Here is a 25112-nt window from a genome sequence, read left to right as displayed (position 1 = left end):
GTCCGAAGACCATGTGTCTTGCGACACTGGCACTCGCCTTCAAACGCCCACGCTTATCGGCTGTTAATTTTTAAAGAGCAGTTTCACCACCAACTCCACAACCACCGCGCTCAGCGCAATCATTGTTCGTCAGCAGCAAAGAGATGAGATTATGAACCGCATTTCTTTCCGTGTCAAGCATCTGATCTGTTGATTTTCTGCTTGCCTGCTGAACCTGCCTTGGCCGTCTTTCGATCGGCGCCAGCTCTTCTGCAGCGGGAGACGAATTAGACACCAGATTCCGTGTCAGTGCCACCTCCCCGCGCTGATTCACCGGAGATGTCGCATCCGGACAACATTCACGCCCTGCCGGGAGGGGCTGACCGAACATCGAGGGCCCTTCTCTCTCCCTTCCATATCAGGGAAGAGGAAACCAGAGACCCCAGACGGAGAGACCCTCTCGTGACCTGCTCCACCCCCCGCCAGCTCTTGCTGACACTGGCCGCACTGTCGGCCGGCTCCGCACAGGCCGAGACGGCTGCCGGCTGCGCCGGGTTGCCCGTCGATGTGCAGCGACTCGCCTGCTACGACCGCCAGTTCGGTGCGCCCACCCCGATCACGCCCGCTTCGGCCGTGCCGGCCGAAGCGGGCGTCGTCGTCACCACCCCGGCAGGCCAGTCCCCTTCAGGCACCACGCTGACGAACTTTGCCGCGTCCGAAGCGCTGACCACCACCTGGGAGCTCAGGCCCGAGGACAAGCGCGGCACCTTCGTGCTGCGCACCCACCAGCCGAACTTCCTGCTGCCGGTGCACTCGACCTCACGCATCAACCGCGCGCCATCGAGCCCGACGCTGGGCACCGCGCCCGCCCGCGAGCACTACCGGGCGACCGAGGCGAAGCTGCAGATCTCGGTGCGGGCCAAGGTGGCCGAAGGCCTGCTGCTGCCTGGCGCCGACCTGTGGCTGGCCTACACGCAGCGCTCGCTCTGGCAGGTCTGGAACCGGGAGGACTCGGCGCCGTTCCGCAGCACCGATCACCAGCCCGAGGCGATCTACGTGGTCCCGGTGCCGGAGCCGCTCGGCCAGCTGCCCGGAGGTTGGCGCTGGCGCATGGCTCAGCTGGCCATCGCTCACCAGTCCAACGGCCAGAGCGAGCCGCTGTCGCGCAGCTGGAACCGGGTCTGGGCGGCCACGGCCTTCGATCGGGGGGAGTTCGCGCTGGTGCTGCGCGCGCACCGCCGACTGAAGGAGTCCAGCGATGACGACAACCCCGACCTGACGCAGTACCTCGGCAACGCGGAGGTGGTGGCCGCCTGGCTGCCGGGCCGCTCGACGGCATCGCTGACCTGGCGCACCGACCCCAAGCGACCGAGCCGCGGCTCGCTGCAGCTCGACTGGTCCCACCCGGTCGACTCCGAGCATCCCGCCGGCCTGCGCTGGTACACGCAGGTCTTCACCGGCTACGGCGAAACCCTGCTGGACTACAACCACCGGCAGACCAGCGTGGGCCTGGGTCTGGCGCTATTTCAGCTTTGAGGCACCAGCGCGCAGCTGTCGCGCGGCAAAGGCCCACGCCAGTCGGGACGCATCGGGGCCGCGTGGATCGCTGTAGGGCTGGCGATCCGCGCCGCCGCTCCAGGCATGACCGAGCGGAGCGACGTTGACCAGCGTGGCCACCGTGCGCCGGCCGTGCTTGAAGTCGGTCACCGTCATCGGATAGCGCCGGCCGCGCTGCACGGTGCGCGCCGCCCCCGCCAGGGCGCCGGCCGCATCGGCCCAGGCCTGCACCGCCGCCTGGCCATTGCTGGCCGACACCACCAGGTCCGCGCCCCCGTGGATCACCATCAGCGGGGGCCAGGCCGCCGCCAGGCCCGCGGGGGCCACCGCCAAGGGCCGTGTGGCCCGTCGGCCGTGCATCGCGCCCAGGGCCGACATGGCCGAATGGGCCGTGCCCGGGGGAATGCCCGAATGCATCACCACGGCCTGGAACCGGGCCGGATGCGCGGACACCAGCAGCGCCGCCATGCTCGCGCCGGCCGACAGCCCCGTCACCACCACCCGGGCCGGATCGGCCGGGTGCAGCAGGCAGACCTGGTCGATGGCCGCCATGATCAGCGCCACCTCGGCGCCGGCCCGGCCCGAACGGGTCTCGAACCAGTTCCAGCAGCCCTGTGCGTTGGCAAGCCGGTCCTGCTCCGGATAGAGCACCAGGAAACGCTCGCGGGCCGCCACCCGGTTCATGCGGGTGCTGACCGCGAAGCTGCGGGCATCCTGGCCGCAGCCGTGCAGCATCACCATCAGGGGCAATCGCTCGCCGGGCACCAGACCCGGCGGACGATAGAGCCGGAAGCGCCGCATGCCGGCCGCCCCCACGGCGACACCGGCGATCCAGTCGCCCGGCCCGGAGGGCGGCCGGTGGGCCTCGGCGGCGGAGGCCACCGCATGGTCCACCGCACGCCGGCCGGCCCGCACCGTGCTGCGGGTGATCGCCTTGACCCCACGCTCGAAGAGCTTGAGCCACGGGGTGCTTCGGGTGCGCTTGGCCATGGCGGCGATTCTGCACGGCCGGCGCCCCGCCTGGGGGTGGATGCGCGCCCGGGGCGCAGAATGAGGCGATGAAACCTCCGAAACGACTGCAACCCCTGGTGGACGAGGGCCTGATCGACACCGTGGTGCGCCAGCTGATGAGCGGCAAGGAAGCGGAGGTCTACGTCGTGCGCTGCGGCGACGAGACGCTGTGCGCCAAGATCTACAAGGAAGCCACGCACCGCAGCTTCCGCCAGGCCGTGGACTACACCGAGAACCGCAAGGTCAAGAACAGCCGCCAGGCCCGCGCGATGGCCAAGGGCACCCGCTTCGGTCGCGAGGCTCAGGAAGCGGCCTGGCAGAGTGCCGAGGTCGATGCGCTCTACCGCCTGGCCGCCGCCGGGGTGCGTGTGCCGCGCCCGCACAACTTCCATGAAGGCGTGCTGCTGATGGAGCTGGTGGCCGATGCCGACGGCGATGCCGCGCCGCGCCTGAACGATTCGGTCTTCACGCCCGACGAGGCCCGCGCCCACCACGCCACGCTGATCCGCGAGGTCGTGCGCATGCTCTGCGCCGGCGTCGTGCACGGCGACCTGTCGGAGTTCAACATCCTGCTGGCCGAAGACGGCCCGGTCATCATCGACCTGCCCCAGGCCGTGGACGCGGCGGGCAACAACCACGCGCAGCGCATGCTGCTGCGCGACGTCGAGAACCTGCGCCACTTCTTCGGCCAGACCGCGCCGGAGCTGCTGCGGACCGATTACGGCCACGAGATCTGGGCGCTCTACCAGCGTGGGGTGCTGAGCGTCGAGACGGCGCTGACCGGGCAGTTCGAGCACGAGGCCGGCGCGGTCGACCTCGGCGGCGTGCTGCGCGAGATCGACGACGCCCGGGACGAAGAAGCCGCCCGGCGCCTGCGCCTGCAGGCCGGCGGCTGATCCTTCGGCCCGACCGTCCGCCGCGGCGGGCGGCGGCGCCGGAGCGTCAGTCGCCCAGGCCGGCGAAGACGTTCTGCACGTCCTCGTTGGCATCCAGCGCGGCCAGGAAGGACTCGACCTCCTCGAGCTGCTCGGCGTTCAGGCTGGACGGGCTCACCGGGTTCTTCGGCTTGTAGCCCAGCCGGGACGACAGCACCGTGAACCCCTGCGCCGGCAGCGCACGCCCCACCAGGTCCAGGTCGGCCGGAGCGGTCAGGAACAGCGTCACGCCTTCGTCGTCACCCGGTTCGAGGTCCTGGGCGCCGGCCTCGATGGCGGCCATCTCCGGGTCGGCCCCGGCCGCGGCCGGCTCGGCCTCGATCATGCCCAGGTGATCGAAGTCCCACGACACCGAGCCCGACGTGCCCAGCTGGCCCTTGCGGAACAGCACCCGCATGTCCGATGCCGCGCGGTTCACGTTGTCGGTCAGGCACTCGACCATCACCGGCACGCGGTGCGGCGCAAAACCCTCGTAGACCACGTGCTCGAAATGCACCGCCTCGCCAGTCAGGCCGGCCCCCTTCTTGATCGCCCGCTCCAGCGTGTCCTTGGGCATCGAGACCTTGCGGGCCTGCTCGACCACCAGCCGCAGACGCGAGTTGGAGGCCGGATCGGCGCCATGGCGCGCGGCGATCATGATGTCCTTGGACAATTTCCCGAACAAGCGGCCCTTGGCGTTGGCGGCCAGGTCCTTGTGCTTTGCTTTCCACTGCGCGCCCATGACGGAGATTCCTTTGTGTTCCTGGGACCCGTCACCGCGGAGGGCTGGGGTCGGATCGAGGGGCGCCCAGTTTAGTGGAGGCCGGCCGCCGGAAACGGGCGGCCACGGCGCGCCACCCGGGACTCATACCGGGCCGGTATGAATGGCAGCGGCCAAAAGGTATTGGACGGTCTGCCGACCCGATTCCTAGACTGCGTCGCATACAACGCTGTCACAGGAAAGCCCCATGCAGACCCTCCGGCACTTCATCGATGGCCACGCCGTGCCATCGCAAGACGCCAAGACCTTCGAGAAGCGTTCACCGCTGGACAACCGCGTGCTGTACCGGGTGGCCGAGGGCGGCCGCGCCGAGATCGACGCCGCCGTGGCCGCCGCCCGCCGGGCGCTGCACGGCGACTGGGCCCGGCTGACCACCGACCAGCGCGTGGCCATGCTGCACGCCGTGGCCGACGGCATCACGAAACGCTTCGACGACTTCGTGGCCGCCGAGGAGGCCGACACCGGCCAGCCGCACCACGTCATCGCCCACGCCTTCGTGCCCCGCGGGGCCGCCAACTTCAAGGTCTTCGCCGACGTCATCAAGAACGTGCCGACCGAGAGCTTCAAGCTCGAGACGCCCGACGGCCGCGGTGCGCTGAACTACGCCATCCGCAAGCCCAAGGGCGTGATCGGGGTCATCAGCCCGTGGAACGCGCCTTTCCTGCTGATGACCTGGAAGGTCGGGCCGGCGCTGGCCTGCGGCAACACCGTCGTGGTCAAGCCCTCGGAAGAGACCCCGGCCACCACCACCCTGCTGGGCGAGGTCATGAACGCCGTGGGCGTGCCGCCGGGCGTGTTCAACGTCGTGCACGGCTTCGGTCCGGATTCGGCCGGCGAATGGCTGACCCGCCACGACGACGTCGCGGCCATCACCTTCACCGGCGAGACCCGCACCGGCACGGCCATCATGAAGGCTGCGGCCGACGGCATCCGCGACGTCTCGTTCGAGCTGGGCGGCAAGAACGCCGGCATCGTCTTCGCGGACGCGAACTTCGACGACGCCGTCGACGGCATCTTCCGCTCGTCCTTCATGAACACCGGCCAGGTCTGCCTGGGCACCGAGCGGGTCTACGTCGAGCGCCCGCTGTTCGACCGTTTCGTCGCGGCGCTCAAGGCCCGCTGCGAGGCCGTGAAGTACGGCCGCCCGTCCGATGCCGGTTCGAACTACGGCCCGCTCATCAGCCAGGAGCACCGCCACAAGGTGCTGTCCTACTACGCCAAGGCCGTGGCCGAAGGCGCCACGGTGGTGACGGGCGGCGGCGTGCCGGCCATGGCGGGCGAGCTGGCCGAAGGCGCCTGGGTGCAGCCCACGATCTGGACCGGCCTGCCCGAGACCGCCGCCGTGGTGCGCGAGGAGATCTTCGGCCCCTGCTGCCACATCCGCGCCTTCGACACGGAGGCCGAGGTGATCGGGCTGGCCAACGACAACCGCTACGGCCTGTCCACGACGATCTGGACCGAGAACCTGGCGCGTGCCCACCGCATGGCCGAGTCGATCGAGGTCGGCATCACCTGGGTGAACAGCTGGTTCCTGCGTGACCTGCGCACGCCCTTCGGCGGCTCCAGGCAGTCGGGCATCGGCCGCGAGGGCGGCGTGCACTCGCTCGAGTTCTACAGCGAGCTGCGCAACGTCTGCGTCAAGCTCTGAAGGAGGGAAACCACATGCAATCCGACCTGATCGAGGCGCTGGGCGACGAGCTCTTCGCCGCCTGGCGCGAGCGGCAGGTGCTGAGCCCGCTGCGGCTGCGCCATCCGGAGATCACCATCGCCGACGCCTACGCCATCCAGTCGCGCCTGCTGCAGCGCCGCCTGGCCGCCGGCGAGCATGTCGTGGGCAAGAAGATCGGCGTGACCAGCAAGCCGGTGCAGGACTTCCTGGGCGTCTACGAGCCGGACTTCGGCGTGCTGACCTCGGGCATGGTCTGCCAGGAATCCGACGGCATCGACCTGAACGGCCTGATCCAGCCCAAGGCCGAGGCCGAGCTGGCCTTCGTGCTGGCCGAGGACCTGCGCGGCCCGGGCATCACGCCGGTGGACGTGCTGCGCGCCACCGCCTACGTCTCGCCCTGCTTCGAGATCGTCGACAGCCGCATCCGGAACTGGGACATCAAGATCCAGGACACCGTCGCGGACAACGCCTCGTGCGGCGTGTTCGTCATCGGCCGGGACCGGGCCGATCCGCGCGACTTCGACCTGACGATGGCCGGCATGGTCCTGCACCGCAACGGCGAGCTGCACGCCACCGGCGTGGGCGCGGCCGTGCAGGGCTCGCCGCTGAACGCGGTGGCCTGGCTGGCCAACACGCTGGGCCGGCTCGGGGTGCCACTGCGCGCCGGCGAGGTGATCCTGTCGGGCTCGCAGTCGCCGCTGGTGGCCGTGACCGACGGCGACGAGCTGGCCTGCACCATCAGCGGCCTCGGCACCTGCCGGGCCCGTTTCCACGGAAGGAGCGCGCTGTGAACGTGACCCTGAACGACGAGGCGATCGGCCTGCTGACCGACCGCATCGAGGCCGCGCAACGCGGCGCCCGCGCCATCCCCAAACTGACCGATGACTTCCCCGGCATGACGCTGGACGACGGCTACGCCGTGCAGCAGGCGCTGCGCCGCCGCTGGCTGGCCGAAGGGCAGCGCCAGGTGGGCTGGAAGGCCGGCCTGACCTCGAAGGCCAAGATGGACCAGATGGGGGTGCGGGTGCCGTCGATCGGCTTCCTGATGGCCGACATGGCTCGCCCGGAGGCCTCGGCCATCCGCACCGACGACCTGGTCCATCCACGCGTGGAGTGCGAGGTGGCCTTCGTGACCCGCACCGCGCTGTCCGGCCCGCACTGCACCCGCGAGGACGTGATGGCGGCCACCGACTTCGTCGTGCCGGCCGTCGAGATCATCGACTCGCGCTTCTCGGGTTTCAAGTTCGACCTGCCCAGCGTGGTCGCCGACAACGGTTCGTCGGCACGCTTCGTCACCGGCGGGCGGGCGTTCCGGCCCGGGCAGATCGACCTCGCCTCGCTCGGCGTCGTGCTCGAGAAGAACGGCGAGGCCGTCGCGATGGGCTCGTCGGCCGCCGTGATGGGCCACCCGGCCGAGGCCGTGGCGCTGCTCGTCAAGGTGCTGCACGAACTGGGCGAGACGCTGCCCGCGGGCAGCTTCGTCATGAGCGGCGGCATCACCGAGGCGGTGGCCGTGAAACCCGGCGACTGCGTGACCGCACGCTTCCAGGCGCTGGGCAGCGTCGGCATGCGCTTCGTCTGAACCGCACCCACCCCCGCAGGAAGAACCCATGCCCATCATCGAAATGCACCTGCTGACCGGCCGCACCATCGAGCAGAAGCGGCGCGTGGCCGCCGAGGTCGCCCAGGCCGCCTCGCGCGCGCTGGACTGCCCGCTTGACACCGTGCGCATCCTCATCACCGAGCACAGCACGGAAGAGTTTTCCGTGGGCGGCGTGACCGCCGAGATGCGTGCCCAGCAGCGCCAGGCCGGCGCCGCACAACCCCGGACGGAGACCCTCTGATGCCCCCCCGCAAGATCCGCTGCGCCCTGATCGGGTCCGGCAACATCGGCACCGACCTCATCTACAAGATCCGCCGCAGCCCCGTGCTGGAGCCGGTCTGGATGGTCGGCATCGACCCGCAGTCCGAAGGCCTGGCGCGCGCCCGCGAGATGGGCCTGAAGACCACCGCCGACGGCGTGGACGGCCTGCTGCCTCACGTGCTGGAGGACGGCATCGAGATCGCCTTCGACGCCACCAGCGCCTATGTGCATGCCGAGAACTCGCGCAAGCTCAACGCGCTGGGCGTGCTGATGATCGACCTGACGCCCGCGGCCATCGGCCCGCTGTGCGTGCCGCCGGTCAACCTGCGCGAGCACACCGACAAGGTCGAGATGAACGTCAACATGATCTCGTGCGCCGGCCAGGCCACGATCCCGATCGTGCACGCCGTCTCGCGCATCCAGTCGGTGGCCTACGCCGAGATCATCGCCACGCTGTCGTCGAAGTCGATCGGCCCGGGCACCCGCGCCAACCTCGACGAGTTCACCTACACCACGTCCTCCGCGATCGAGCGGGTGGGCGGCGCCCGCAAGGGCAAGGCGCTGGCCATCATCAACCCGGCCGACCCGCCGCTGATCATGCGCAACACCATCTACTGCCTGACCGACGAAGCCCCGGACGAACAGCGCGTGACGAACTCCGTGCTCGACATGATCGAGGCGGTGCAGCAGTACGTGCCCGGCTACCGGCTGGTCAACGGCCCGGTGTTCGACCAGGTGCCGCAGGGCCATCGGGTCTCGGTGTTCATGGAAGTGGCGGGCCTGGGCGACTACCTGCCGAAATACGCCGGCAACCTCGACATCATGACCGCGGCGGCCACGCGCACCGCGGAGATGTTCGCCGAAGAGATCCTCGCCGGGAAGATCCGGCTCCAGCCGGTGGAGGCCGCATGATGAACACACAGGAATCTTCGCTCCGGGGCCGCAAGGTCCTGCTGCACGACATGTGCCTGCGCGACGGCATGCACGCCAGGCGCGAGCAGATCAGCGTCGAGGAGATGGTGCGCGTGGCCACCGCGCTCGACGACGCGGGCGTGCCGCTGATCCAGGTCACGCACGGCGCCGGCCTGGGGGGCAACTCGCTGCAGCACGGCTTCGCGCTGGCCAGCAACGAGCAGTACCTGAGCGCCGTCTGCCCGCTGATGAAGCAGGCCCGGGTCTCCGTGCTGCTGATCCCCGGCCTGGGCACGATGCGCGAGCTGCAATCGGCCTTCGACTGCGGCGCCCGCAGCGTGCACGTGGCCACCCACTGCACCGAAGCCGACACCTCGCCGCAGCACATCGCCTTCGCCCGCAAGCTGGGCATGGACACCACGGGCTTCCTGATGATGGCCCACCTCAACGATCCGCAGCGCCTGGCCGCGCAGGGCAAGCTGATGGAGAGCTACGGCGCGCAGACGATCTACGTCACCGACTCGGCCGGCTTCATGCTGCCGCAGGACGTGAAGGACCGCGTCGGTGCGCTGCGCGAGGTGCTCGACCCCGCGACCGAGATCGGCTTCCACGGCCATCACAACCTGGGCATGGGCATCGCCAACTCCATCGCCGCGATCGAGGCCGGCGCCAGCCGCATCGACGCCTCGGTGGCCGGCATGGGCGCCGGCGCGGGCAACACGCCGCTGGAGGTGTTTGCCGCCGTGTGCGAGCGCATGGGCATCGAGACCGGCGTGAACCTGTTCCGCATCATGGACGTGGCCGAGGACCTGATCGTGCCGCTGATGGAGCGGCCGGTGCGCGTGGACCGCGAGTCGCTGACGCTGGGCTTCGCCGGCGTGTACTCGACCTTCCTGCTGCACGCCCGCCGCGCCGCCGAACGCACCGGCGTGCCGGCGCGCGAGCTCCTGGTCGAGCTGGGCCGCCTGAAGATGATCGGCGGCCAGGAGGACATGATCATGGACACCGCGATGACCATGGCCAAGGCGCGCGGCCCGGGCAGCCGGCCATGAGCACCCGGGAACTCGCCGTCGTCGTCGGCAGCACCGGCGCGATGGGCCGCCTCATCACGCGCCGGCTGGACGCGGCCGGCCTGCAGGTCATCGCCGTGGCGCGCAGCGCCGATGCGCTGGCCTCGCTCGCCGCCGAGGTGCCGGGCATCCGGCCCTGCGCGACCGACATCGCCGACGACCGTGCCATCGAGGCCATCCGCCGGGCCGTGCAGGCCTGCGGCGCGGCCCCGGTGCGCATGGTCGTGCAGGGCGCGGGCGTGGCCACGGCCGGCGGCGTGCTCGACGTGCCGCTGGCGGCGCTGAGCGACGCCGTCGACATCAAGGTCGGCGGCCTGCTGCGCCTGGTGCGGGCGGTGGACGACCGGCTGGTGCGCGGCTCGCGGCTGGTCGCCATCGGCGGCCACTACGGCTTCGAGCCGAGCGCCTATGCGGCCACGGCCGGCGTGGCCAACGCCGCGCTGGCCAACGTGGTGCGCCAGCTCTCGTGGGCCTGCGGCTCGCGGGGCGTGACCTCGCACCTGATCGCGCCGGGCCCGGCCGACACCGAGCGCCTGCGCCGTGTCGCCACCGCACGCGGCGAGCGTGACGGCCTGGACACCGAAGCCGTGCTCGACGCCATGCGTGCCGAGTCGGCCATCGGCGCCTTCACCACGCCGGAGCAGATCGCCTGGGCCATCGGCCTGCTGCTCGACCCGCACGCCGATGCGCTGGCCGGCGGCACGCTCTTCATGGACGCCGGACGCCGCAAGGGCCTGCCCTGATCCACCCGGGGAGGCGCGGCGCCCCGACCCCATCACAAGCACACCGCCGCGAGAGGAGACACCACATGCAGAACGCACTTTCCGTCGGGGCTCGACTGAAGCCCCTGGTCGCCTGCGGCCTCGCGGCCCTGGCCCTGTCGGCCCAGGCCACCGAAGGCGGCCTGAACACCGCCGCCGCCGGGGCCGAGGGCTTCATGGCCGGCGCCCTGCCGCCCCCGGGCACCTACGGCCTGTTCTACTTCAACCACTACCAGGCCGACCGCTTCAACGACGGCGGCGGCCAATCGATGGTCCCCGGCTTCAAGGTCAGCGCCGATGCTCTGGTGGGCCGCGTGGTGCATGTCACCGACATCCCCTTCATGGGCGGACTCGTCGGGGCGCATGCGGTGCTGCCGCTGGTCAGGCTGAAGGTCGACGCGGCCGGCGCGAGCGACAGCCGCACCGGCCTGGGCGACCTGGAGTTCGGCCCCTTCGTGACCTGGCACTGGACCGACTGGCACGCCGCCGCCGCGCTGGACTTCGTCGTGCCCACCGGCAGCTACGAGGCCACGCGCATGGCCAACACCGGCAACAACATCACCACGGTGCGCCCGCTGCTGGCCGTGTCCTACCTGACGCCGTCGGTGGACCTGTCGACCAAGATCACCTACAGCTTCAATGGCCGCAACAGCGACACCGACTACACCTCGGGCCAGTACCTGCACGCCGACTGGAACGCCGGCTGGCGCCTCGACGCGCAGTGGCAGGTCGGCCTGCAGGGCACGCTGGTGCAGCAGACCACCGACGACAAGCGCAGCGGCGCGGTGGTCGGCGACGGCTGGCGCAGCCGCGTCCACGCCTTCGGCCCGGCGGTGCACTACCAGCACCCGAGCGGCCTGTCGCTCGAGGCGCGCGTGCTGCGCGAGACCAGCGCCCGCTACCACACCGAGGGCACGGCCGTCTGGCTCAAGGCCGTCATGAAGTTCTGATCCGGAGCGCCCGCCATGCCCATCCTCGAGTACCACCTGACCGAAGGCCGGCACACCGACGAGCAGATCGCCGAACTGGTGCTGGCCAGCAGCCACCTCTACGCCGAGGTGCTGCAATGCCCGATCGAGCGCGTGCGCGTGGCCGTGCACCTGCACCGGCCCCAGCACGTCGCCATCGGGGGCCGGCTGGTCAGCGAGGGGGGTGCGGCGGCCCCCTGGTTCCACTTCCTCGTGCTCGAGGGCCGGCCGGTGGAGGCCGGCCAGCAGCTGCTGGCCGGCTTCACCGACCTGCTCGTGCGCACGCTGGGCGTGGAGCGCCAGCAGGTGCGCGGCGGCTGCCGGTCCATCCCGCCGGAGCACTGGGCCATCGGCGGCACGCCCGCCAGCGTGCTGCGCGCCACCGAGATCCGGGCCCGCGCCGAGGCGGGAGTCCGGGCATGAACGTGCTCATCGTGCATGCCCATCCGGAGCCGCAGTCCTTCTGCTCGGCGATCTGCACCCGGGCCCATGCCCGGTTCCGTGCCCAGGGCCACCAGGTGCGGGTGTCGGACCTGTACGCGAGCGGCTTCAACCCGGTCGCCGGGCCGGATGACTTCCTCGAGCGCCAGGACCCCGACTACCTCGTCTACGCGCTCGAGCAGCGCCACGCCTACGAGGGCGGCACGCTGGCCCCGGACATCCGCGCCGAGGTCGCCAAGCTGCTGTGGTGCGATCTGCTGGTGCTCAACTTTCCGCTCTACTGGTGCTCGGTGCCGGCCATCCTGAAGGGCTGGCTGGACCGCGTGCTCATCAGCGGGCTGGTCTATGGCGGCAAGCGCTTCTATGACCGCGGCGGCATGGCGGGCAAGCAGGCGCTCGTCACGCTGACGCTGGGCGGCCCGGCCCACCTGTTCACGCCCGACGGCGTGCACGGCCCGCTCGACGAGATGCTGCGCCCGCTGCTGCGCGGCACGCTGGGTTATGCCGGCTTCGACGTGATGCCGCCCTGGTTCGGCTGGCATGTGCCCTACGCCAGCCCCGCGCAGCGCGAGGCGCTGCTGGAGGCGCACCAGCGCCACCTCGACGCCCTGGCGCAGATGCAGCCCCTGAGGATGCCCCGTCTGGACGCCTTCGACGAGCGCCTGTACCCTCGATCGCCCCTGTCCGCCTGACGTCCATGCCCTGAAAGGCATCCTGCCATGCCCGCTCCGCGTCCCGCCCCAGGCCACCCCGATGGCGCCGCGGAGGCCGGCTGCAGCTGCGAGGCCCTGTCCCCGCCGCAGGAGCTGGTCTCGCGCCTGCACTTCGATGCCCGCGAAGGGCACATCTGGCTCAACGGCCAGCGCATGGTGCTGCTGCACAACTCGGCGATGGGCGTGCTGCGGCGGGAGCTGATCGAGTCGCTGGGCCTGGACCGGGCGCGGGGCCTGATCACGCGCATGGGCTACAACTGCGGCGCCAACGATGCCGAACTGGCCCGCAAGCTGCGCCAGTTCGACCGCCCCATCGACGCCGTCTACATCGGCCCGCAGCTGCACATGCTCGAGGGCGTGGCGCGCATCGAGAAGGTGATGCTCGAGCTCGACGAGGAGGCCGGCCACTTCCTCGGCGAGTTCAACTGGCACGGCAGCGCCGAGGCCGAGGCCCATGTGCAGATGTACGGCATCGGCAGCCACACTGCCTGCTGGCAGCAGGCCGGCTACGCCAGCGGCTTCGTCAGCCGCTTCATGGGCCGTCCGGTGGTGTTCCGCGAACTGCAGTGCCGCGCCCAGGGCGCCACGCACTGCGTCATCGTCGGCAAGCCCGCCGAGGACTGGGAAGACGCCGACGACGACCTGCGCATGCTGCGCGCCGACGACCTCAGCCACGGCGTGGCGACGATGGCGTCGCAGGGCAGCAGCGCCGCGCGGCAGCTGCTCGACGATCCGGGCGTGGTGGGCATCTCGGCCGGCTTCAACGCGGTCTGCCACATGGTGCGCCGTGCGGCGAAGACCCAGGCCACGGTGCTGTTCCAGGGCGAGAGCGGCGTGGGCAAGGAGGTGCTGGCCCAGGCGCTGCACCGCATCGGCCCGCGCGGCGAAGGCCCGTTCGTGGCCATCAACTGCGCGGCCATTCCCGAGGAGCTGATCGAGTCGGAGCTGTTCGGCGTCGACAAGGGCGGCTACACCGGCGCCCACGCCACCCGGCCCGGCCGCTTCGAGCGGGCCCACGGCGGCACGCTGTTCCTCGACGAGATCGGCATCCTGGGCTGGACGGCCCAGGGCAAGCTGCTGCGGGCGCTGCAGGAGCGCGAGATCGAGCGGGTCGGCGGCACGCAGACCGTGCGGATCGACGTGCGCGTGGTGGCCGCGACCAACCTGGACCTCAAGCGCGAGGTCGAGGCCGGCCGCTTCCGCGAGGACCTCTACTACCGGCTCAACGTGCTGCCCGTGCGCGTGCCGCCGCTGCGGGAGCGGCGCGAGGACATCCCGGTGTTCATGAACCACTTCCTGCACAAGTTCAACCGCCGCGACGGCCGGCAGGTCACCGGGTTCACCGGACGAGCCATCGACGCCATGCTGACCTACCAGTGGCCGGGCAACATCCGCGAGCTGGAGAACCTGGTCGAGCGTGGCGTGGTGCTGGCCAGCGACGGCGGGGCCATCGACATCCCCCACCTGTTCCTCGGCGACGAGCAGCTCGGCGCCGACTGGCTGGCGCTGCACCACGACGGCTCGCTGCGCCATCTGGCGGTCGGCGTCCCCGGCCAGGCACCGCAGGCCGGCAGCGACGACCCCGTGGCCCTGGCCGAGCGGGTGCAGGCCCTGCTCGCCGGCCAGACCGGACCGGCCGGCCGGGGCATCGTGCCGCTGGACGAGCTGGAGGCCGAGCTCGTGCGCAGCGCCATGGCGGCCACCGGCGGCAACCAGTCGGCCGCCGCCCGGCTGCTCGGCCTCAGCCGGGCGCAGCTGGTCTACCGGCTCAAGGGACTGGGGCTGCGCACGGCGGCGACGGGCTGAGCGCGCCGGCCACCCCGGCGGCGCTCAATCGGCCTCGTCTGGCGCCTCGCCACGCTCGCGCTTCTTCAGGCGGTAGTCCATCTGGCCGCGGCCCACGCGCAGCAGCCGGGCCGCGGCCGAGACGTTGCCATCGCACTGGTGCAGCGCACGGTCCAGCAGCAGCCGCTCGATGGCCTCGAACGACGGCAGCGTCGTGAGCAGCTGATCGGCCAGCGACTGGGCACGCGGCCCGGCGTCCGGCGGCGCGGCCGACGGGTCCGGCGCGGCATCGCGGCGCTCCAGGCTGCCGCTGCGGCCCAGCGACCAGCCCTGCCCCTGCACCCGCTCGCCGCCGGCGAACAGGTGCTGCACGTCGACCCAGCCGCCCTCGTCGGCCAGGATGACCCCCCGCTCGATCATGTTCTCCAGCTCGCGCACGTTGCCCGGCCAGTCGTAGTCGTACAGCGCACCATAGGCTCGTGGACTGAGCCCGCGCACCGTGCGGCCGAAGCGGCGCGTGCTGCGCTCCAGGAACAGCGCCACCAGCAGCGGCACGTCGTCGAGGCGCTGGCGCAGCGGCGGGATCTCGATGGGGAACACGTTCAGGCGATAGAACAGGTCGCGGCGGAAACGGCCGGCGGCCATCTCCTCGCGCAGGTCGACGTTGGCCGCCGCCACCAGCCGCACGTCCATGCGACGCACCTCGGTGCCGCCCACCCGCTCGAACTCGCGCTCCTGGATGGCCCGCAGCACCTTGCCCTGCGCCGCCAGCGTCAGGCTCGAGACCTCGTCCAGGAACAGCGTGCCGCCATGGGCCCGCTCGAAGCGCCCGGGCCGGGCCCGGTCGGCGCCGGTGTAGGCGCCCCGCTCGACGCCGAACAGTTCCGCCTCCACCAGGTCGGGCGGGATGGCCGCGCAGTTGATGGCCACGAAGGGCCCGTCCGCCCGCGGGCTGATGACATGCAGCGCCCGCGCGAAACACTCCTTGCCCACGCCGCTCTCGCCACGGAAGAGCACGGTGGAGTCGGTCGGCGCGACCTTGCGCACGAGGTGAGCCACCGCATTGAAACCCGCCGAGGCGCCGACGAAGCCGGCCAGCCCGGGGGCCGCGGGGCGGGTCGACGCCACGGCCCCGGGACCGGCCGGCGCCGCCGCGGCCACGTGGCCGGGCGTGTCCACGAAGGTGTCGATGCGCAGGTAGCTCGTGTCGTCCTGGCCCTCGCCGTCGGCCTCCCATTCGGCCAGCGGCCGGCCGATGACCCGGCAGCAGGCATGTCCCATGGCCACGCACTCGACCTCGCGCCAGTGGATCGGCACGCCCGTCACGGCGGTGGTGTAGCCATCGGCATATCCCACCATCGACCAGCAGGCCGGCGTGCCGCTGACGCCGCAGTGGGCCAGGTGGGCCTGGGCCTCCCAGCTGCCATGCCACAGGAAGTTGCCCCAGAACTCGCCCCGCTCGACGTCCAGCTTCATGTCCTCGACCGGCTGGTGGTGGACGAAGCCTTCCAGCTCGCGCAGCCGGGGGCCCAGCGCCAGGGCCTCGGCCACGCCCATCGGCGTCTGCGGATCCATCATCTGGCGCACCCGCTGGCCGTCCTCGAAGCCCTGCTGCCAGCCCATGCGCATCAGCAGCGCCCGCGCCCGCGCCAGGCCCATGCCGGTGACGAGCTCGCGCCGCAGTTCGGCGAACGCGCCCGCGTGCATCAGCAGCATGCGCTGGTCGAACAGCTGGATGTGACCCGCATCGGGGGTGAAGTGCAGGTGTGCCGCCAGCGTCCGGGTACCGGTGCTGGGGCTGAGGGCTCGGGTCATCGACGGCGGTCTCCAGATCGACCGGTGCATTGCGCAAACCAGTCACCTGCCGCAGCGGCAGATTGCTGCAGATCATGAACACCGCAGGCCGGTCACGCCATCCGCACTAGCGTGAATGCCGGTGCGCGCGCTGGCCCGCCGGTTGCAAAGCATCCAGGCACCACAAGCACGAGAGGAGACGAACATGTCCAGCCACACCACGGACCGGCTGTCGCTGCGTGTCACCCGGCGCGACGAACTCACCCCGCACATCGCCGCCTTCGAGCTGCGTCGCGACGACGGCGGCCCGCTGCCTCCGTTCGAGGCCGGCGCGCACATCGACGTCGAGCTGCCCGACGGCTCCGGCCGCGTGCGCTCGTACTCGCTGTGCCACGCCCCGTCGGATCGGCACCGCTACCTGATCGCCGTGCAGTGCGAGGCCGAAGGCCGCGGCGGCTCGCTCTGGCTGCACCGCCACGTCGCGGTCGGCGACACGCTGCGGGTGGGCCCGCCGCGCCACCTCTTCGCGCTGCGGGACGCCCCGCATGTGCTGCTGCTGGCCGGGGGCATCGGCCTGACGCCGCTGCTGTCCATGGCCGAGACGCTCTGGGCCGACGGCCGCAGCTTCGCGCTGCACTGCGCCGTGCGCAGCCGGGACCGCCTGCCCTTCGCCGAACGCCTGGCCACCGCCGCGTGGGCCGACCGCGTGAGCGTGCACGCCGACATCCCCGCCCCGGGGCCAGCCGCCAGGCCGGCGCTCGACCTGCGCACGCTGCTCGAGCGCGCGCCGCAGGACACGCTGGTCTGCGCCTGCGGGCCGGGGGGCTTCATGGCCGCCGTGCAGCAGGCCGCCCGCACGCTGGGCTGGGCCGACGAGCGGGTCGTCATCGAGCGGTTCGCGCCACCGGCCGAAAGCCCGGTCCGCACGGCTGCGGCCGCGGGCGGAAGCGGCCCGGACGGCAGCTTCGAGCTGCTGTGGGCGCCCACCGGCCGCACCCTGCGCGTGGCCGCGCACGAGAGCGCCGCACAGGCGCTCCAGGGCGCCGGCCTGCCGGTCGACCTGTCCTGCGAGCAGGGCATCTGCGGCCAGTGCTGCCTGCAGGTGATCGACGGCCAGCCCGAACACCACGACCTGGTGCTGTCCGACGCCGAGCGCGCCCGCGGCGACCGCTTCACGCCGTGCTGCTCGCGCGCGACCTCATCCCGTCTGGTCGTCGCCCCGCTGGGGTGGCGACCGGACCTTGCAGCGGCCGCCTGAGAGCCGCCCCACCCGCCGGCCCGACGCCGGTTTTCACGACCACGACAGGAGACCCGAGATGAACGCCCCCGAAACCCGCACCATCACCCTGCACCCCAGCGGCAACCCGATCGGCAAGCCCGACACGCCCTACCTGCTCAACACCTGGTATGCGGCCGCGCTGTCCACCGAAGTGCCCACCGAAGGCATGATGCAGCGCACGCTGCTCGACACCTCGGTGCTGCTCTACCGCAAGGCCGACGGCACGGCCGTGGCCCTGCACGACCGCTGTCCGCACCGCTTCGTGCCGCTGAGCATGGGCCGGCGCGAGGGTGACGACGTGGTCTGCCGCTACCACGCGCTGCGCTTCGACTGCACCGGCACCTGCACCCACAACCCGCACGGCAACGGCCACATCCCGGCGGCGGCCAGGGTGCGCAGCTACCCGCTGCTCGAGCGCCACGGCCTGCTGTGGATCTGGATGGGCGAGATGCCCGCCGACCCGTCGAAGCTGCCCGACTTCGGCCCGCTCGACGACGGCCCCGCCACCGGCCTGGCCCACACCTACATGCCGATGAAGGCGCACTACGAGCTCATCATCGACAACGTGATGGACCTCTCGCACGTGGACCACGTGCACGGCGAGATCATCACCACGCGGGGCCAGCTCTCGCCGCTGATCCCGCCGGTCAAGGAGGAGAACGACACCGTCAACGTGCGCTGGGAGTGGTCGCAGACGCCGGCGATGCTGATCTTCGCCAACTTCCTGCCCGACCCGGCGCAGGGTGCGCGGCACTTCCTGGACGTGACCTGGTTCGCTCCGGCCACCATCCGGCTGATGGTGGGGGCGGTGCAGGACGGCACGTCGCCGCTCGACCTGGCTCACACCGTGGGCCAGTACGACGTGCACACCTGCACGCCCGCCAGCGAAGGCCACACGCACTACTGGTTCGCCACGCGCCGCAACCACGTGGTCGACGACGCCGGGTTCAACGCGATGAAGATCCAGGCCATGCACGGGGCCTTCGTCAACGAGGACGGCCCGATCATCGAGGCCGTGCAGCGCGAGATGAACACGCCGGACTTCTTCGCGCTCAACCCGGTGCTGATCTCCAGCGACGTGGCCCCGGTGCGCGTGCGGCGCCTGCTGCGCCGCATGATCGACGCCGAACGGCGCTGGGCCTGAGCCCCCCCCTGGCGGGGCTGCGGAAATTTCCGCAACCCCGCCCCGGGCACCCGTGCCGGGTGCCTGATTTTCGACAGGGACAACCCCGATTCCTCTTCGGGCCTTCCTGCCCAGGGGGTCGTGGCGGGCCCCCTCGACGGGCCTCGAGACGCCGGCCGCTCCGGATCTACCCTGACTTCGCTCCACGTGGCATGGCCTTCGCAAAGTCTCCCCGCACCGGCCCGCCCTGAACCCCGCGAACACGAGGCCGGCAGGAGACAGACCATGACCGTGCTCGACTTTCCCGGCGCCATGCCCGAACCGCACACCGTGTGCTGGGTGCGTGTGCGACAGCAGCGCCCGGACGGCTTCGTGGAGTTCGACTTCGCCATCGGCGAGCCGGAACTCTCGGTGGACCTGATCCTGCCCCGGCCGGCGTTCGAGGCGTTCTGCGTCATGCACCGCGTGCGCCTGATCGACGACGCCCAGGCCGCACGCCTGGACGCCGAACAGGCCAAGTGGCGCTATGGCCGGCCCGGCCTCAGCGACTGAACGTTTCGCCCCGTCCCACCCGAGAGGAGACCCCATGACCGTCGAGATCCGCGTCCAGAACGTCAAGCCGCTGCGGCACACGTTCGGCCACATCGCGCGCCGCTTCGGCGACAAGCCCGCGTCGCGCTACCAGGAGGGCACCTACCACCTGCAGGCCGAGACCAACTTCCACTACAAGCCGCTGTGGGATCCCGAGCACGACATCTGGGACCCGCGCCGCACCGCCGTGCAGATGGCCGACTGGTATGCGCTGAAGGATCCGCGCCAGTACTACTACGGCAGCTACACGATCGCGCGCGCGCGCCAGCAGGAGGCGACGGACCGGCAGCTGGAGATGGTGGAGCAGCGCGGCCTGCTCTCGTCGCTGCCGCAGGACACGAAGGACCGGCTGGTCCGGTGCCTGCTGCCGCTGCGCCACTTCGAGTGGGGCGCCAACACCAGCATGAGCCAGGTGGCCGCCTACGGCTGGGGCACGGCCATCACGCAGGCCGCCACCCTGGCGATGATGGATCGGCTGGGCCTGGCGCAGCACGTCTCGCGCATCGGCCTGCTGCTGGACGGCAACACCGGCACCGCGCTGACCCGCGCCAAGGCCGCCTGGATGGACGATGCCGCCTGGCAGGGCCTGCGCCGCGAGGTGGAGAACACCCTCGTCGTGCGCGACTGGTTCGAGTCCTTCGTCGCGCAGGCGGTCGTCGCCGACCGCCTCGTGCACCCGCTGCTGCTGAAGTCCTTCGAGGCCGACTTCGCCGAGTCGCACGGCCCGGTGCTGGCCAGCGTGCTGGACTTCCCTCTGCGCTGGCAGGACGAGACCGACCGCTGGGTCGATGCCGTGCTCAAGACCTGCGTGGCCGAGAGCGGGCACAACCGCGTGCTCATCGCGGGCTGGGTGACGAAGTGGCAGCGCGCCTTCGAGCACGGCCTGCTCGCGCTGGCCGAAACGGCCCTGCCCCGGAACGGTCGCGCCGCACTGCAGCAGGCCAGCCAGGCGCTGGATGAACGCCTGGCCCGGCTCGGCCTGCAGCGCGACTGAGTCCGCGCACCACAACCGCTCCGTCAAGACCTCACCGGAATCGCCATGACCACCGCCCTTGCCCCCGACGTCAGCCAGCAGCCCGTGTTCATCGCGCTGCAGGCCAACCACGACACGCTGCCCATCATCGAGGCCATCCGCGACGACAACCCCCAGGCCCGCTTCGACGAGTACCCCGCGATGGTGAAGATCACCGCGCCGGGCCGCCTGGTCGTGCGGCGCGAGTCGATCGAGTCGCACCTGGGCCGCGACTTCGACCTGCGCGAACTGCACATCAACCTCGTCTCGCTGTCGGGCGAGGTCGAGGAAAGCCTCGACGAGTTCACCCTGCAGTGGAAGGCCGCCTGAAGCGGCCTCGCACCCGAACCGAAGCACAGGAGACACCCATGACCGCCGCCACGCCAGCCACGCCCGCCATCCCCCGCAAGCTCAGCCTCAAGGAGAACTACGCGCTGCTCACGCGCGACCTGGGCTGGACGCCCAGCTACCAGGCCGAGGACGACATCTGGCGCCACGTGAAGTTCGAGGGCATCCGGATCCACGACTGGGACCGCTGGGAAGACCCGTTCCGCCTGACCATGGACGCCTACTGGAAGTACCAGGGCGAGAAGGAGCGCAAGCTCTACGCCATCCTCGACGCCTTCCAGCAGAACAACGCGCAGTTCAACGTCACCGACGTGCGCTACATCCAGGCGCTGAAGATCTTCATCAACGGCGTGGTCGGCATGGAATACGCCTCGCACCGGGGCTTCAACATCATCGGGCGCGAGTTTCCGGGCACGGCCGCGCGCATCGCCGCGCAGATGCAGGCCATCGACGAACTGCGCCATGCCCAGACGCAGACTCATGCGCTGAGCCACTACAACAAGTACTTCACCGGGATGGCGGAGTTCCCGCACCAGTACGACCGCACCTGGTACCTGAGCATCCCCAAGTCCTTCTTCGAGGATGCCGTCTCGGCCGGGCCCTTCGAGTTCGTCGTGGGCATCTGCTTCGCGTTCGAGTACGTGCTGACCAACCTGGTGTTCATGCCGTGGATGTCGGGTGCGGCCTACAACGGCGACCTCTCCACCGTGAGCTTCGGCTTCTCGGCGCAGAGCGACGAGGCGCGCCACATGACGCTGGGCATCGAGGTCATCAAGTTCCTGCTGGAACAGGACCCGGCCAACGTGCCCATCGTGCAGGGCTGGATCGACAAGTGGTTCTGGCGCGGCTACCGGCTGCTGAGCCTGGTGGCCGCCATGATGGACTACATGCTGCCCAAGCGCGTGATGAGCTGGGCCGAGGCCTGGGAGATCTACTACGAGCAGAACGGCGGCGCGCTGTTCGCCGACCTGGCGCGCTACGGCATCCGGCCACCGAAGTTCGCCGAGGTGACGGTGGAGGAGAAGCAGCACGTCAGCCACCAGCTGTGGAGCACCTTCTACCAGTTCCGCCATGCCGCCGGTTTCCCCGTGTGGCTGCCCGCGGAAGAGGAGATGCAGTGGCTGTCGGCCAAGTACCCCGAGACCTTCGACCGCCTGTACCGCCCCCGCTACGAGCACTGGGCCGCCATGGAGGCGGCCGGCACGCCCTTCGTCAACGCCACGCTGCCGCAGCTGTGCCAGACCTGCCAGTGGCCGCTGCTGTTCACCGAGCCGGGGGACCCGGGCCGGATCTGCCACCGCGAGTCGAACTACTTCGGCCAGCGTTTCCACTTCTGCTCGGACGGCTGCCAGGGCATCTTCGACCACGAACCCGAGAAGTACGTGCATGCCCACCTGCCGGTGCACCAGATCTACCAGGGCAGCTACTTCCTGCCGGATGCCGACCCGGCATCGCCCGACTTCAACCCGCTGGTCGAGGCGCTGCGCTACATGGGCATCCAGGCCGGCGTGGACGGCGGCGACCTCGAGGGCCACGTCGACGCCCGGAACTGGACGCAGTGGACCAGCAAGCCCGCCAGCAGCCACGCGCCGCGTCCTCCGGAACAGCCCAAGGCGGCCTGAGCGCCGCGCCGTTCGCACCCCCACGAGGAGACACCCCATGAGCACACGCGCCCTCCGTCCCGGCTACCACGGCGACCTGAAGGACTCGGTCGACAAGTTCCACGGCCAGCAGCTGATCAACATCGCCTGGGACCGCCACCTGATGTACGCCACGCCGCTGTGCATCCCCGTGCCGCCGGGCATGCCCTTCGGCGCCCTGGTCGAGCAGGTGCTGCCCGGCCTGTTCGGCCAGCACCCGGACTTCGCCCGCATCGACTGGTCCGGCGTGCAGTGGCTGCGCTCGGACGAGCCCTTCGAGCCGCGGCCCGAGCTGAGCCTGGTCGACAACGGTCTGGACCACAAGGCCTTCCTGCGCCTGCGCACCCCGGGCCTCGACGGCCTGGCCGGCGCCTCGTTCTGAACCGGGGGCCCACACCATGAGCTACCAGCTGCACCTTGAACCCACGGGCCAGACCGTGGAGGTCGACGACGACCAGACCATCCTCGACGCCTGCCTGCGCGCGGGCGTCTGGCTGCCGCACGCCTGCTGCCACGGCCTGTGCGCCACCTGCAAGGTGCGGGTGCTCGACGGCGAGGTCGAGCACGGCGACGCCTCGCCCTTCGCGCTGATGGACTTCGAGCGCGAGGAAGGCCGCACGCTGGCCTGCTGCGCGCGCCTGCAGTCCGATGTCGTCATCGAGGCCGACCTCGACGAGGAACCTGACGCGCTGAACCTGCCGGTGCAGGACTACCGCGCCACCGTGACCCGCCTGGAGCGGCTCACGCCCACGATCCGCGCCGTGCACCTGCGCCTGGACCGGCCGATGGCCTTCCAGGCCGGGCAGTACGTGAACCTCGAGATTCCCTCGGTGGAAGGGCGGCGGGCGTTCTCGATCGCCAGCCCGCCCGCGCAGGGACAGGACCTCGAGCTGCACGTGCGCATCGTGCAGGGCGGAGCGGCCACCACCTGCATCCACGAGCGGCTTCAGGTGGGCGACACGCTGGCGCTGGCCGGCCCCTACGGCCGCTTCTTCGTGCGCAAGTCCGTGCACGCACGCGACGGCCGGCCGCTGCTGTTCATGGCCGGGGGCTCCGGCCTGTCGAGCCCGCGCAGCATGATCCTCGATCTGCTGCAGCACGAAGGCCGCGACTGGCCGATCACGCTGGTCTACGGCCAGCGCCACCGCGCCGAGCTGTACGAGCACGAGGCCTTCCTCGCGCTGGCCGAGCGCTTCCCGAACTTCACCTACGTGAGCGCGCTGTCGCACGAGCCCGAAGGCAGCGACTGGACCGGCCCGCGCGGCTGGCTGCACGAGGTGGCCGCGCGCCACTTCAAGGGCGACTTCAGCGGTCGCAAGGCCTATCTGTGCGGCCCGCCGGCCATGATCGACGCCTGCCTGGACACGCTGATGCAGGGCAGGCTGTTCGAGCGCGACATCCACACCGAGAAGTTCCTGTCGGCCGCGGACGCGCAGCGGGTGCGCAGCCCGCTGTTCCGCTCGGTGTGATGGCCCGGCCGCCGACCTCAGTCGGCCCGCTGGCCGGCGCGGTACTCGCGCACCACGGCCAGGAAGGACTTGAGCAGCGGCGACGGGTCGGTGGCCCGGTAATAGCAGCTCAGGTCCACCACCGCCTGCGGCGCGTCGGCCAGCGGGCGATAGGTCGTGCCCTCGACGACCAGCGTCTTGGCCGCCGACTCGGGGATCAGCGTCAGCCCGAAGCCGCGCGCCACCAGCGCGATGCCCGTCACCGCGTCCCCCACCTCCTGCGCGACCTGCACCTCGAAGCCCTGCTGGCGGCACAGGTCCTGCACCCGGTCGACGAAGTTGGGCCGGCCCACGTTCGGGAACAGCACCATCGGCTCGCCGTCGAGCGCCCGCAGCGGCACGCTCTCCAGGCGAGCCAGCCGGTGCTCGACCGGCAGCACCACGTACAGCGCCTCGGTGGCCACCAGCTCGCGGCCGATGTCCGGCTCGGGCTGCATCATGCGGTTGAAGGCCACCGTGATGCGGCGCTGGCGCAGCGCCTCGACCTGCTCGGCCTTGTTGAGCGTGTGCAGCACGACGTTGACCCCCGGCAGGCGCTCGCGGAACACCTGCAGCAGCTTGGGAATGATGTCGTAGATCGCCGAGCCGAAGATGCCCACGTCGAGCCGGCCGAGCTTGCCCTCGCCGGTGCGCTGCACCCGGTCCACCGCCGCCTCCACCAGCATGCGGATGTTGGTGGCCTCCTCCTTGAACACCTCGCCGGCCTGCGTCAGCTCCACGCCGCGCGCCATGCGCACGAACAGCTCCACGCCGAGCTCCTCCTCCAGCGCCTTGATCTGGCGCGTCAGCGGCGGCTGCGAGAGGTGCAGCCGGCTGGCCGCCCGGCCGATGTTGAGCTCCTCGGCGACCGCGAGGAAGTACTTCAGTTGTCGAAGGTCCATGGTCTCGTGTCCGTCGGCCCGGATCGGGCCCGCCCTCATTCTCGTCGCCACCGGCACCCGCCGTGCCACCCCGAATCCGATGCCGTTCTGGAAGGACTGCCCATGCCCGCTCCCTGCTGCCTGCCCACCCTGCCCGCCACCGCCGCTGGCGACGCACCGCACCACGTCACCGTCGAGGACACCGGCGAGACCTTCCCCTGCACCTCGCAGGAAACCGCGCTGTCGGCGCTGGCCCGCTCGGGGCGCCGGGGCATCCCGCTGGGCTGCCGGGGTGGCGGCTGCGGCGTGTGCAAGGTGGCCGTGATCGAGGGCGACTACGTCAAGCGGGTCATGAGCCGCGGCCACGTCAGCGAGGAGGACGAACAGGCCCACCGCGTGCTCGCCTGCTGCATCCAGCCCGGCAGCGACCTGCGCCTGCGCGTGCTCGGCCGCATGCGCAAGGCCGTGATGCAGAACGCGGGCTCACCGTCTCCGGTGAACCCGCGCTGAAGGAGACCGGTGCCGGGCCGCG

Annotated in this window: 26 protein-coding genes; 22 read left to right on the top strand and 4 right to left on the bottom strand. The window is 70.9% G+C overall.

Annotated features, from left to right (window positions below; genetic code table 11):
- Window positions 1-441: 441 nt before the first annotated feature.
- Window positions 442-1515 carry a phospholipase A gene (locus C7444_RS18960; RefSeq protein ID WP_211317604.1) on the top strand — a complete coding sequence of 358 codons (1074 nt, stop codon included), beginning with the start codon at window positions 442-444 and terminating at the stop codon, window positions 1513-1515.
- Here C7444_RS18960 and C7444_RS18955 read toward each other — a convergent pair.
- The gene (locus C7444_RS18955) at window positions 1501-2526 is read right to left on the bottom strand and encodes an extracellular catalytic domain type 1 short-chain-length polyhydroxyalkanoate depolymerase (RefSeq protein WP_110402428.1); all 1026 of its coding nucleotides are present in this window, start codon (window positions 2524-2526) and stop codon (window positions 1501-1503) included. The two genes, C7444_RS18960 and C7444_RS18955, sit on opposite strands and share 15 nt — an antisense overlap.
- Window positions 2527-2594: 68 nt before the next feature.
- On the opposite strand from C7444_RS18955, the gene C7444_RS18950 reads away from it, so the two are divergent.
- Window positions 2595-3443 (top strand): PA4780 family RIO1-like protein kinase, encoded by an 849-nt coding sequence (locus C7444_RS18950; RefSeq protein ID WP_110402427.1) that lies wholly within the window; start codon window positions 2595-2597, stop codon window positions 3441-3443.
- Window positions 3444-3489: 46 nt separating this feature from the next.
- Here the strand turns inward: C7444_RS18950 and C7444_RS18945 are convergent, their stop codons facing one another.
- A complete protein-coding gene (locus C7444_RS18945) occupies window positions 3490-4203 on the bottom strand; it encodes a YebC/PmpR family DNA-binding transcriptional regulator (RefSeq protein WP_110402426.1) in 714 nt (237 codons plus the stop codon).
- A 226-nt stretch (window positions 4204-4429) separates the two neighbouring features.
- On the opposite strand from C7444_RS18945, the gene C7444_RS18940 reads away from it, so the two are divergent.
- The 11 genes from C7444_RS18940 (at window position 4430) to C7444_RS18890 (ending at window position 14446) form a co-directional block, all read left to right on the top strand.
- Window positions 4430-5890, top strand: a complete 1461-nt coding sequence (locus tag C7444_RS18940; RefSeq protein WP_110402425.1) for a 2-hydroxymuconic semialdehyde dehydrogenase — start codon at window positions 4430-4432, stop codon at window positions 5888-5890.
- A gap of 14 nt (window positions 5891-5904) precedes the next feature.
- Window positions 5905-6702, top strand: a complete 798-nt coding sequence (locus C7444_RS18935; RefSeq protein WP_110402424.1) for a fumarylacetoacetate hydrolase family protein — start codon at window positions 5905-5907, stop codon at window positions 6700-6702.
- Between the two features lie 2 nt (window positions 6703-6704).
- Entirely contained in the window at window positions 6705-7493 is a 789-nt protein-coding gene (gene dmpH, locus C7444_RS18930) for a 2-oxo-3-hexenedioate decarboxylase (protein ID WP_375136943.1), read from the top strand.
- A gap of 28 nt (window positions 7494-7521) precedes the next feature.
- Window positions 7522-7755 carry a tautomerase family protein gene (locus C7444_RS18925; protein ID WP_110402422.1) on the top strand — a complete coding sequence of 78 codons (234 nt, stop codon included), beginning with the start codon at window positions 7522-7524 and terminating at the stop codon, window positions 7753-7755.
- Window positions 7755-8687: an acetaldehyde dehydrogenase (acetylating) gene (locus tag C7444_RS18920; RefSeq protein ID WP_110402421.1), complete on the top strand. Its 933-nt coding sequence runs from the start codon at window positions 7755-7757 to the stop codon at window positions 8685-8687. The genes C7444_RS18925 and C7444_RS18920 overlap by 1 nt, the downstream gene beginning before the upstream one ends.
- Window positions 8687-9739, top strand: coding sequence for a 4-hydroxy-2-oxovalerate aldolase (dmpG, locus tag C7444_RS18915; protein WP_110402420.1), 1053 nt, complete (start codon window positions 8687-8689; stop codon window positions 9737-9739). Before C7444_RS18920 ends, dmpG begins: the two co-directional genes overlap by 1 nt.
- The gene (locus C7444_RS18910; protein WP_110402419.1) at window positions 9736-10500 is read left to right on the top strand and encodes an SDR family oxidoreductase; all 765 of its coding nucleotides are present in this window, start codon (window positions 9736-9738) and stop codon (window positions 10498-10500) included. The genes dmpG and C7444_RS18910 overlap by 4 nt, the downstream gene beginning before the upstream one ends.
- A 65-nt stretch (window positions 10501-10565) precedes the next feature.
- Window positions 10566-11468, top strand: a complete 903-nt coding sequence (locus C7444_RS18905; protein ID WP_110402418.1) for a SphA family protein — start codon at window positions 10566-10568, stop codon at window positions 11466-11468.
- Between the two features lie 15 nt (window positions 11469-11483).
- On the top strand, window positions 11484-11909 hold the full coding sequence (locus C7444_RS18900) for a tautomerase family protein (RefSeq protein WP_110402417.1): 426 nt from the start codon (window positions 11484-11486) through the stop codon (window positions 11907-11909).
- Complete coding sequence (locus C7444_RS18895; protein ID WP_110402416.1) at window positions 11906-12619, top strand: NAD(P)H-dependent oxidoreductase; 714 nt, start codon at window positions 11906-11908, stop codon at window positions 12617-12619. Before C7444_RS18900 ends, C7444_RS18895 begins: the two co-directional genes overlap by 4 nt.
- 27 nt (window positions 12620-12646) lie before the next feature.
- Complete coding sequence (locus C7444_RS18890; protein ID WP_110402415.1) at window positions 12647-14446, top strand: sigma-54-dependent Fis family transcriptional regulator; 1800 nt, start codon at window positions 12647-12649, stop codon at window positions 14444-14446.
- A gap of 24 nt (window positions 14447-14470) precedes the next feature.
- Here C7444_RS18890 and C7444_RS18885 read toward each other — a convergent pair whose 3' ends face one another.
- A complete protein-coding gene (locus C7444_RS18885) occupies window positions 14471-16240 on the bottom strand; it encodes a sigma-54-dependent Fis family transcriptional regulator (RefSeq protein WP_110402414.1) in 1770 nt (589 codons plus the stop codon).
- Between the two features lie 184 nt (window positions 16241-16424).
- On the opposite strand from C7444_RS18885, the gene C7444_RS18880 reads away from it, so the two are divergent.
- The 8 genes from C7444_RS18880 (at window position 16425) to C7444_RS18845 (ending at window position 23681) form a co-directional block, all read left to right on the top strand.
- Complete coding sequence (locus C7444_RS18880) at window positions 16425-17477, top strand: PDR/VanB family oxidoreductase (RefSeq protein WP_110402413.1); 1053 nt, start codon at window positions 16425-16427, stop codon at window positions 17475-17477.
- Window positions 17478-17535: 58 nt separating this feature from the next.
- Window positions 17536-18642 carry an aromatic ring-hydroxylating oxygenase subunit alpha gene (locus C7444_RS18875; protein WP_110402412.1) on the top strand — a complete coding sequence of 369 codons (1107 nt, stop codon included), beginning with the start codon at window positions 17536-17538 and terminating at the stop codon, window positions 18640-18642.
- Window positions 18643-18906: 264 nt separating this feature from the next.
- Window positions 18907-19173 carry a phenol hydroxylase subunit gene (locus tag C7444_RS18870; RefSeq protein WP_245909642.1) on the top strand — a complete coding sequence of 89 codons (267 nt, stop codon included), beginning with the start codon at window positions 18907-18909 and terminating at the stop codon, window positions 19171-19173.
- Window positions 19174-19207: 34 nt separating this feature from the next.
- The gene (locus C7444_RS18865; RefSeq protein ID WP_110402411.1) at window positions 19208-20206 is read left to right on the top strand and encodes an aromatic/alkene monooxygenase hydroxylase subunit beta; all 999 of its coding nucleotides are present in this window, start codon (window positions 19208-19210) and stop codon (window positions 20204-20206) included.
- A 45-nt stretch (window positions 20207-20251) separates the two neighbouring features.
- Entirely contained in the window at window positions 20252-20554 is a 303-nt protein-coding gene (locus tag C7444_RS18860; RefSeq protein ID WP_110402410.1) for an MmoB/DmpM family protein, read from the top strand.
- 38 nt (window positions 20555-20592) lie between these two features.
- On the top strand, window positions 20593-22194 hold the full coding sequence (locus tag C7444_RS18855) for a YHS domain-containing protein (protein ID WP_110402409.1): 1602 nt from the start codon (window positions 20593-20595) through the stop codon (window positions 22192-22194).
- Window positions 22195-22231: 37 nt separating this feature from the next.
- Window positions 22232-22594 carry a phenol hydroxylase subunit P4 gene (locus C7444_RS18850; RefSeq protein ID WP_110402408.1) on the top strand — a complete coding sequence of 121 codons (363 nt, stop codon included), beginning with the start codon at window positions 22232-22234 and terminating at the stop codon, window positions 22592-22594.
- Window positions 22595-22610: 16 nt separating this feature from the next.
- Window positions 22611-23681: an NADH:ubiquinone reductase (Na(+)-transporting) subunit F gene (locus C7444_RS18845; RefSeq protein WP_110402407.1), complete on the top strand. Its 1071-nt coding sequence runs from the start codon at window positions 22611-22613 to the stop codon at window positions 23679-23681.
- A gap of 17 nt (window positions 23682-23698) precedes the next feature.
- On the opposite strand, the gene C7444_RS18840 is transcribed toward C7444_RS18845, so the two are convergent.
- Window positions 23699-24601, bottom strand: a complete 903-nt coding sequence (locus C7444_RS18840) for a LysR family transcriptional regulator (protein ID WP_110402406.1) — start codon at window positions 24599-24601, stop codon at window positions 23699-23701.
- 102 nt (window positions 24602-24703) lie between these two features.
- Between C7444_RS18840 and C7444_RS18835 the strand changes: the two genes are divergently transcribed.
- Window positions 24704-25090, top strand: coding sequence for a 2Fe-2S iron-sulfur cluster binding domain-containing protein (locus C7444_RS18835; protein ID WP_110402405.1), 387 nt, complete (start codon window positions 24704-24706; stop codon window positions 25088-25090).
- The last annotated feature ends 22 nt before the right edge of the window (window positions 25091-25112 follow it).

The sequence above is a fragment of the Sphaerotilus hippei genome, assembly GCF_003201595.1.
GTDB lineage: Bacteria > Pseudomonadota > Gammaproteobacteria > Burkholderiales > Burkholderiaceae_C > Sphaerotilus > Sphaerotilus hippei.
Note: the sequence above shows the minus strand (reverse complement) of the source record. Positions and strands in the feature narration are given on the sequence as shown.

What these genes read in the sequence shown, in the direction of transcription:
- C7444_RS18860 (WP_110402410.1), top strand. Translation starts at nt 20,252, where the DNA reads ATGACCACCGCCCTTGCCCCCGACGTCAGCCAGCAGCCCGTGTTCATC.
- C7444_RS18870 (WP_245909642.1), top strand. Translation starts at nt 18,907, where the DNA reads ATGACCGTGCTCGACTTTCCCGGCGCCATGCCCGAACCGCACACCGTG.
- C7444_RS18885 (WP_110402414.1), bottom strand. Translation starts at nt 16,240, where the DNA reads ATGACCCGAGCCCTCAGCCCCAGCACCGGTACCCGGACGCTGGCGGCA.
- C7444_RS18950 (WP_110402427.1), top strand. Translation starts at nt 2,595, where the DNA reads ATGAAACCTCCGAAACGACTGCAACCCCTGGTGGACGAGGGCCTGATC.
- C7444_RS18890 (WP_110402415.1), top strand. Translation starts at nt 12,647, where the DNA reads ATGCCCGCTCCGCGTCCCGCCCCAGGCCACCCCGATGGCGCCGCGGAG.
- C7444_RS18955 (WP_110402428.1), bottom strand. Translation starts at nt 2,526, where the DNA reads ATGGCCAAGCGCACCCGAAGCACCCCGTGGCTCAAGCTCTTCGAGCGT.
- C7444_RS18900 (WP_110402417.1), top strand. Translation starts at nt 11,484, where the DNA reads ATGCCCATCCTCGAGTACCACCTGACCGAAGGCCGGCACACCGACGAG.
- C7444_RS18935 (WP_110402424.1), top strand. Translation starts at nt 5,905, where the DNA reads ATGCAATCCGACCTGATCGAGGCGCTGGGCGACGAGCTCTTCGCCGCC.
- C7444_RS18845 (WP_110402407.1), top strand. Translation starts at nt 22,611, where the DNA reads ATGAGCTACCAGCTGCACCTTGAACCCACGGGCCAGACCGTGGAGGTC.
- C7444_RS18840 (WP_110402406.1), bottom strand. Translation starts at nt 24,601, where the DNA reads ATGGACCTTCGACAACTGAAGTACTTCCTCGCGGTCGCCGAGGAGCTC.
- C7444_RS18875 (WP_110402412.1), top strand. Translation starts at nt 17,536, where the DNA reads ATGAACGCCCCCGAAACCCGCACCATCACCCTGCACCCCAGCGGCAAC.
- C7444_RS18865 (WP_110402411.1), top strand. Translation starts at nt 19,208, where the DNA reads ATGACCGTCGAGATCCGCGTCCAGAACGTCAAGCCGCTGCGGCACACG.
- C7444_RS18940 (WP_110402425.1), top strand. Translation starts at nt 4,430, where the DNA reads ATGCAGACCCTCCGGCACTTCATCGATGGCCACGCCGTGCCATCGCAA.
- C7444_RS18945 (WP_110402426.1), bottom strand. Translation starts at nt 4,203, where the DNA reads ATGGGCGCGCAGTGGAAAGCAAAGCACAAGGACCTGGCCGCCAACGCC.
- dmpG (WP_110402420.1), top strand. Translation starts at nt 8,687, where the DNA reads ATGAACACACAGGAATCTTCGCTCCGGGGCCGCAAGGTCCTGCTGCAC.
- C7444_RS18925 (WP_110402422.1), top strand. Translation starts at nt 7,522, where the DNA reads ATGCCCATCATCGAAATGCACCTGCTGACCGGCCGCACCATCGAGCAG.
- C7444_RS18920 (WP_110402421.1), top strand. Translation starts at nt 7,755, where the DNA reads ATGCCCCCCCGCAAGATCCGCTGCGCCCTGATCGGGTCCGGCAACATC.
- C7444_RS18855 (WP_110402409.1), top strand. Translation starts at nt 20,593, where the DNA reads ATGACCGCCGCCACGCCAGCCACGCCCGCCATCCCCCGCAAGCTCAGC.
- C7444_RS18850 (WP_110402408.1), top strand. Translation starts at nt 22,232, where the DNA reads ATGAGCACACGCGCCCTCCGTCCCGGCTACCACGGCGACCTGAAGGAC.
- C7444_RS18835 (WP_110402405.1), top strand. Translation starts at nt 24,704, where the DNA reads ATGCCCGCTCCCTGCTGCCTGCCCACCCTGCCCGCCACCGCCGCTGGC.
- C7444_RS18910 (WP_110402419.1), top strand. Translation starts at nt 9,736, where the DNA reads ATGAGCACCCGGGAACTCGCCGTCGTCGTCGGCAGCACCGGCGCGATG.
- C7444_RS18895 (WP_110402416.1), top strand. Translation starts at nt 11,906, where the DNA reads ATGAACGTGCTCATCGTGCATGCCCATCCGGAGCCGCAGTCCTTCTGC.
- C7444_RS18880 (WP_110402413.1), top strand. Translation starts at nt 16,425, where the DNA reads ATGTCCAGCCACACCACGGACCGGCTGTCGCTGCGTGTCACCCGGCGC.
- C7444_RS18905 (WP_110402418.1), top strand. Translation starts at nt 10,566, where the DNA reads ATGCAGAACGCACTTTCCGTCGGGGCTCGACTGAAGCCCCTGGTCGCC.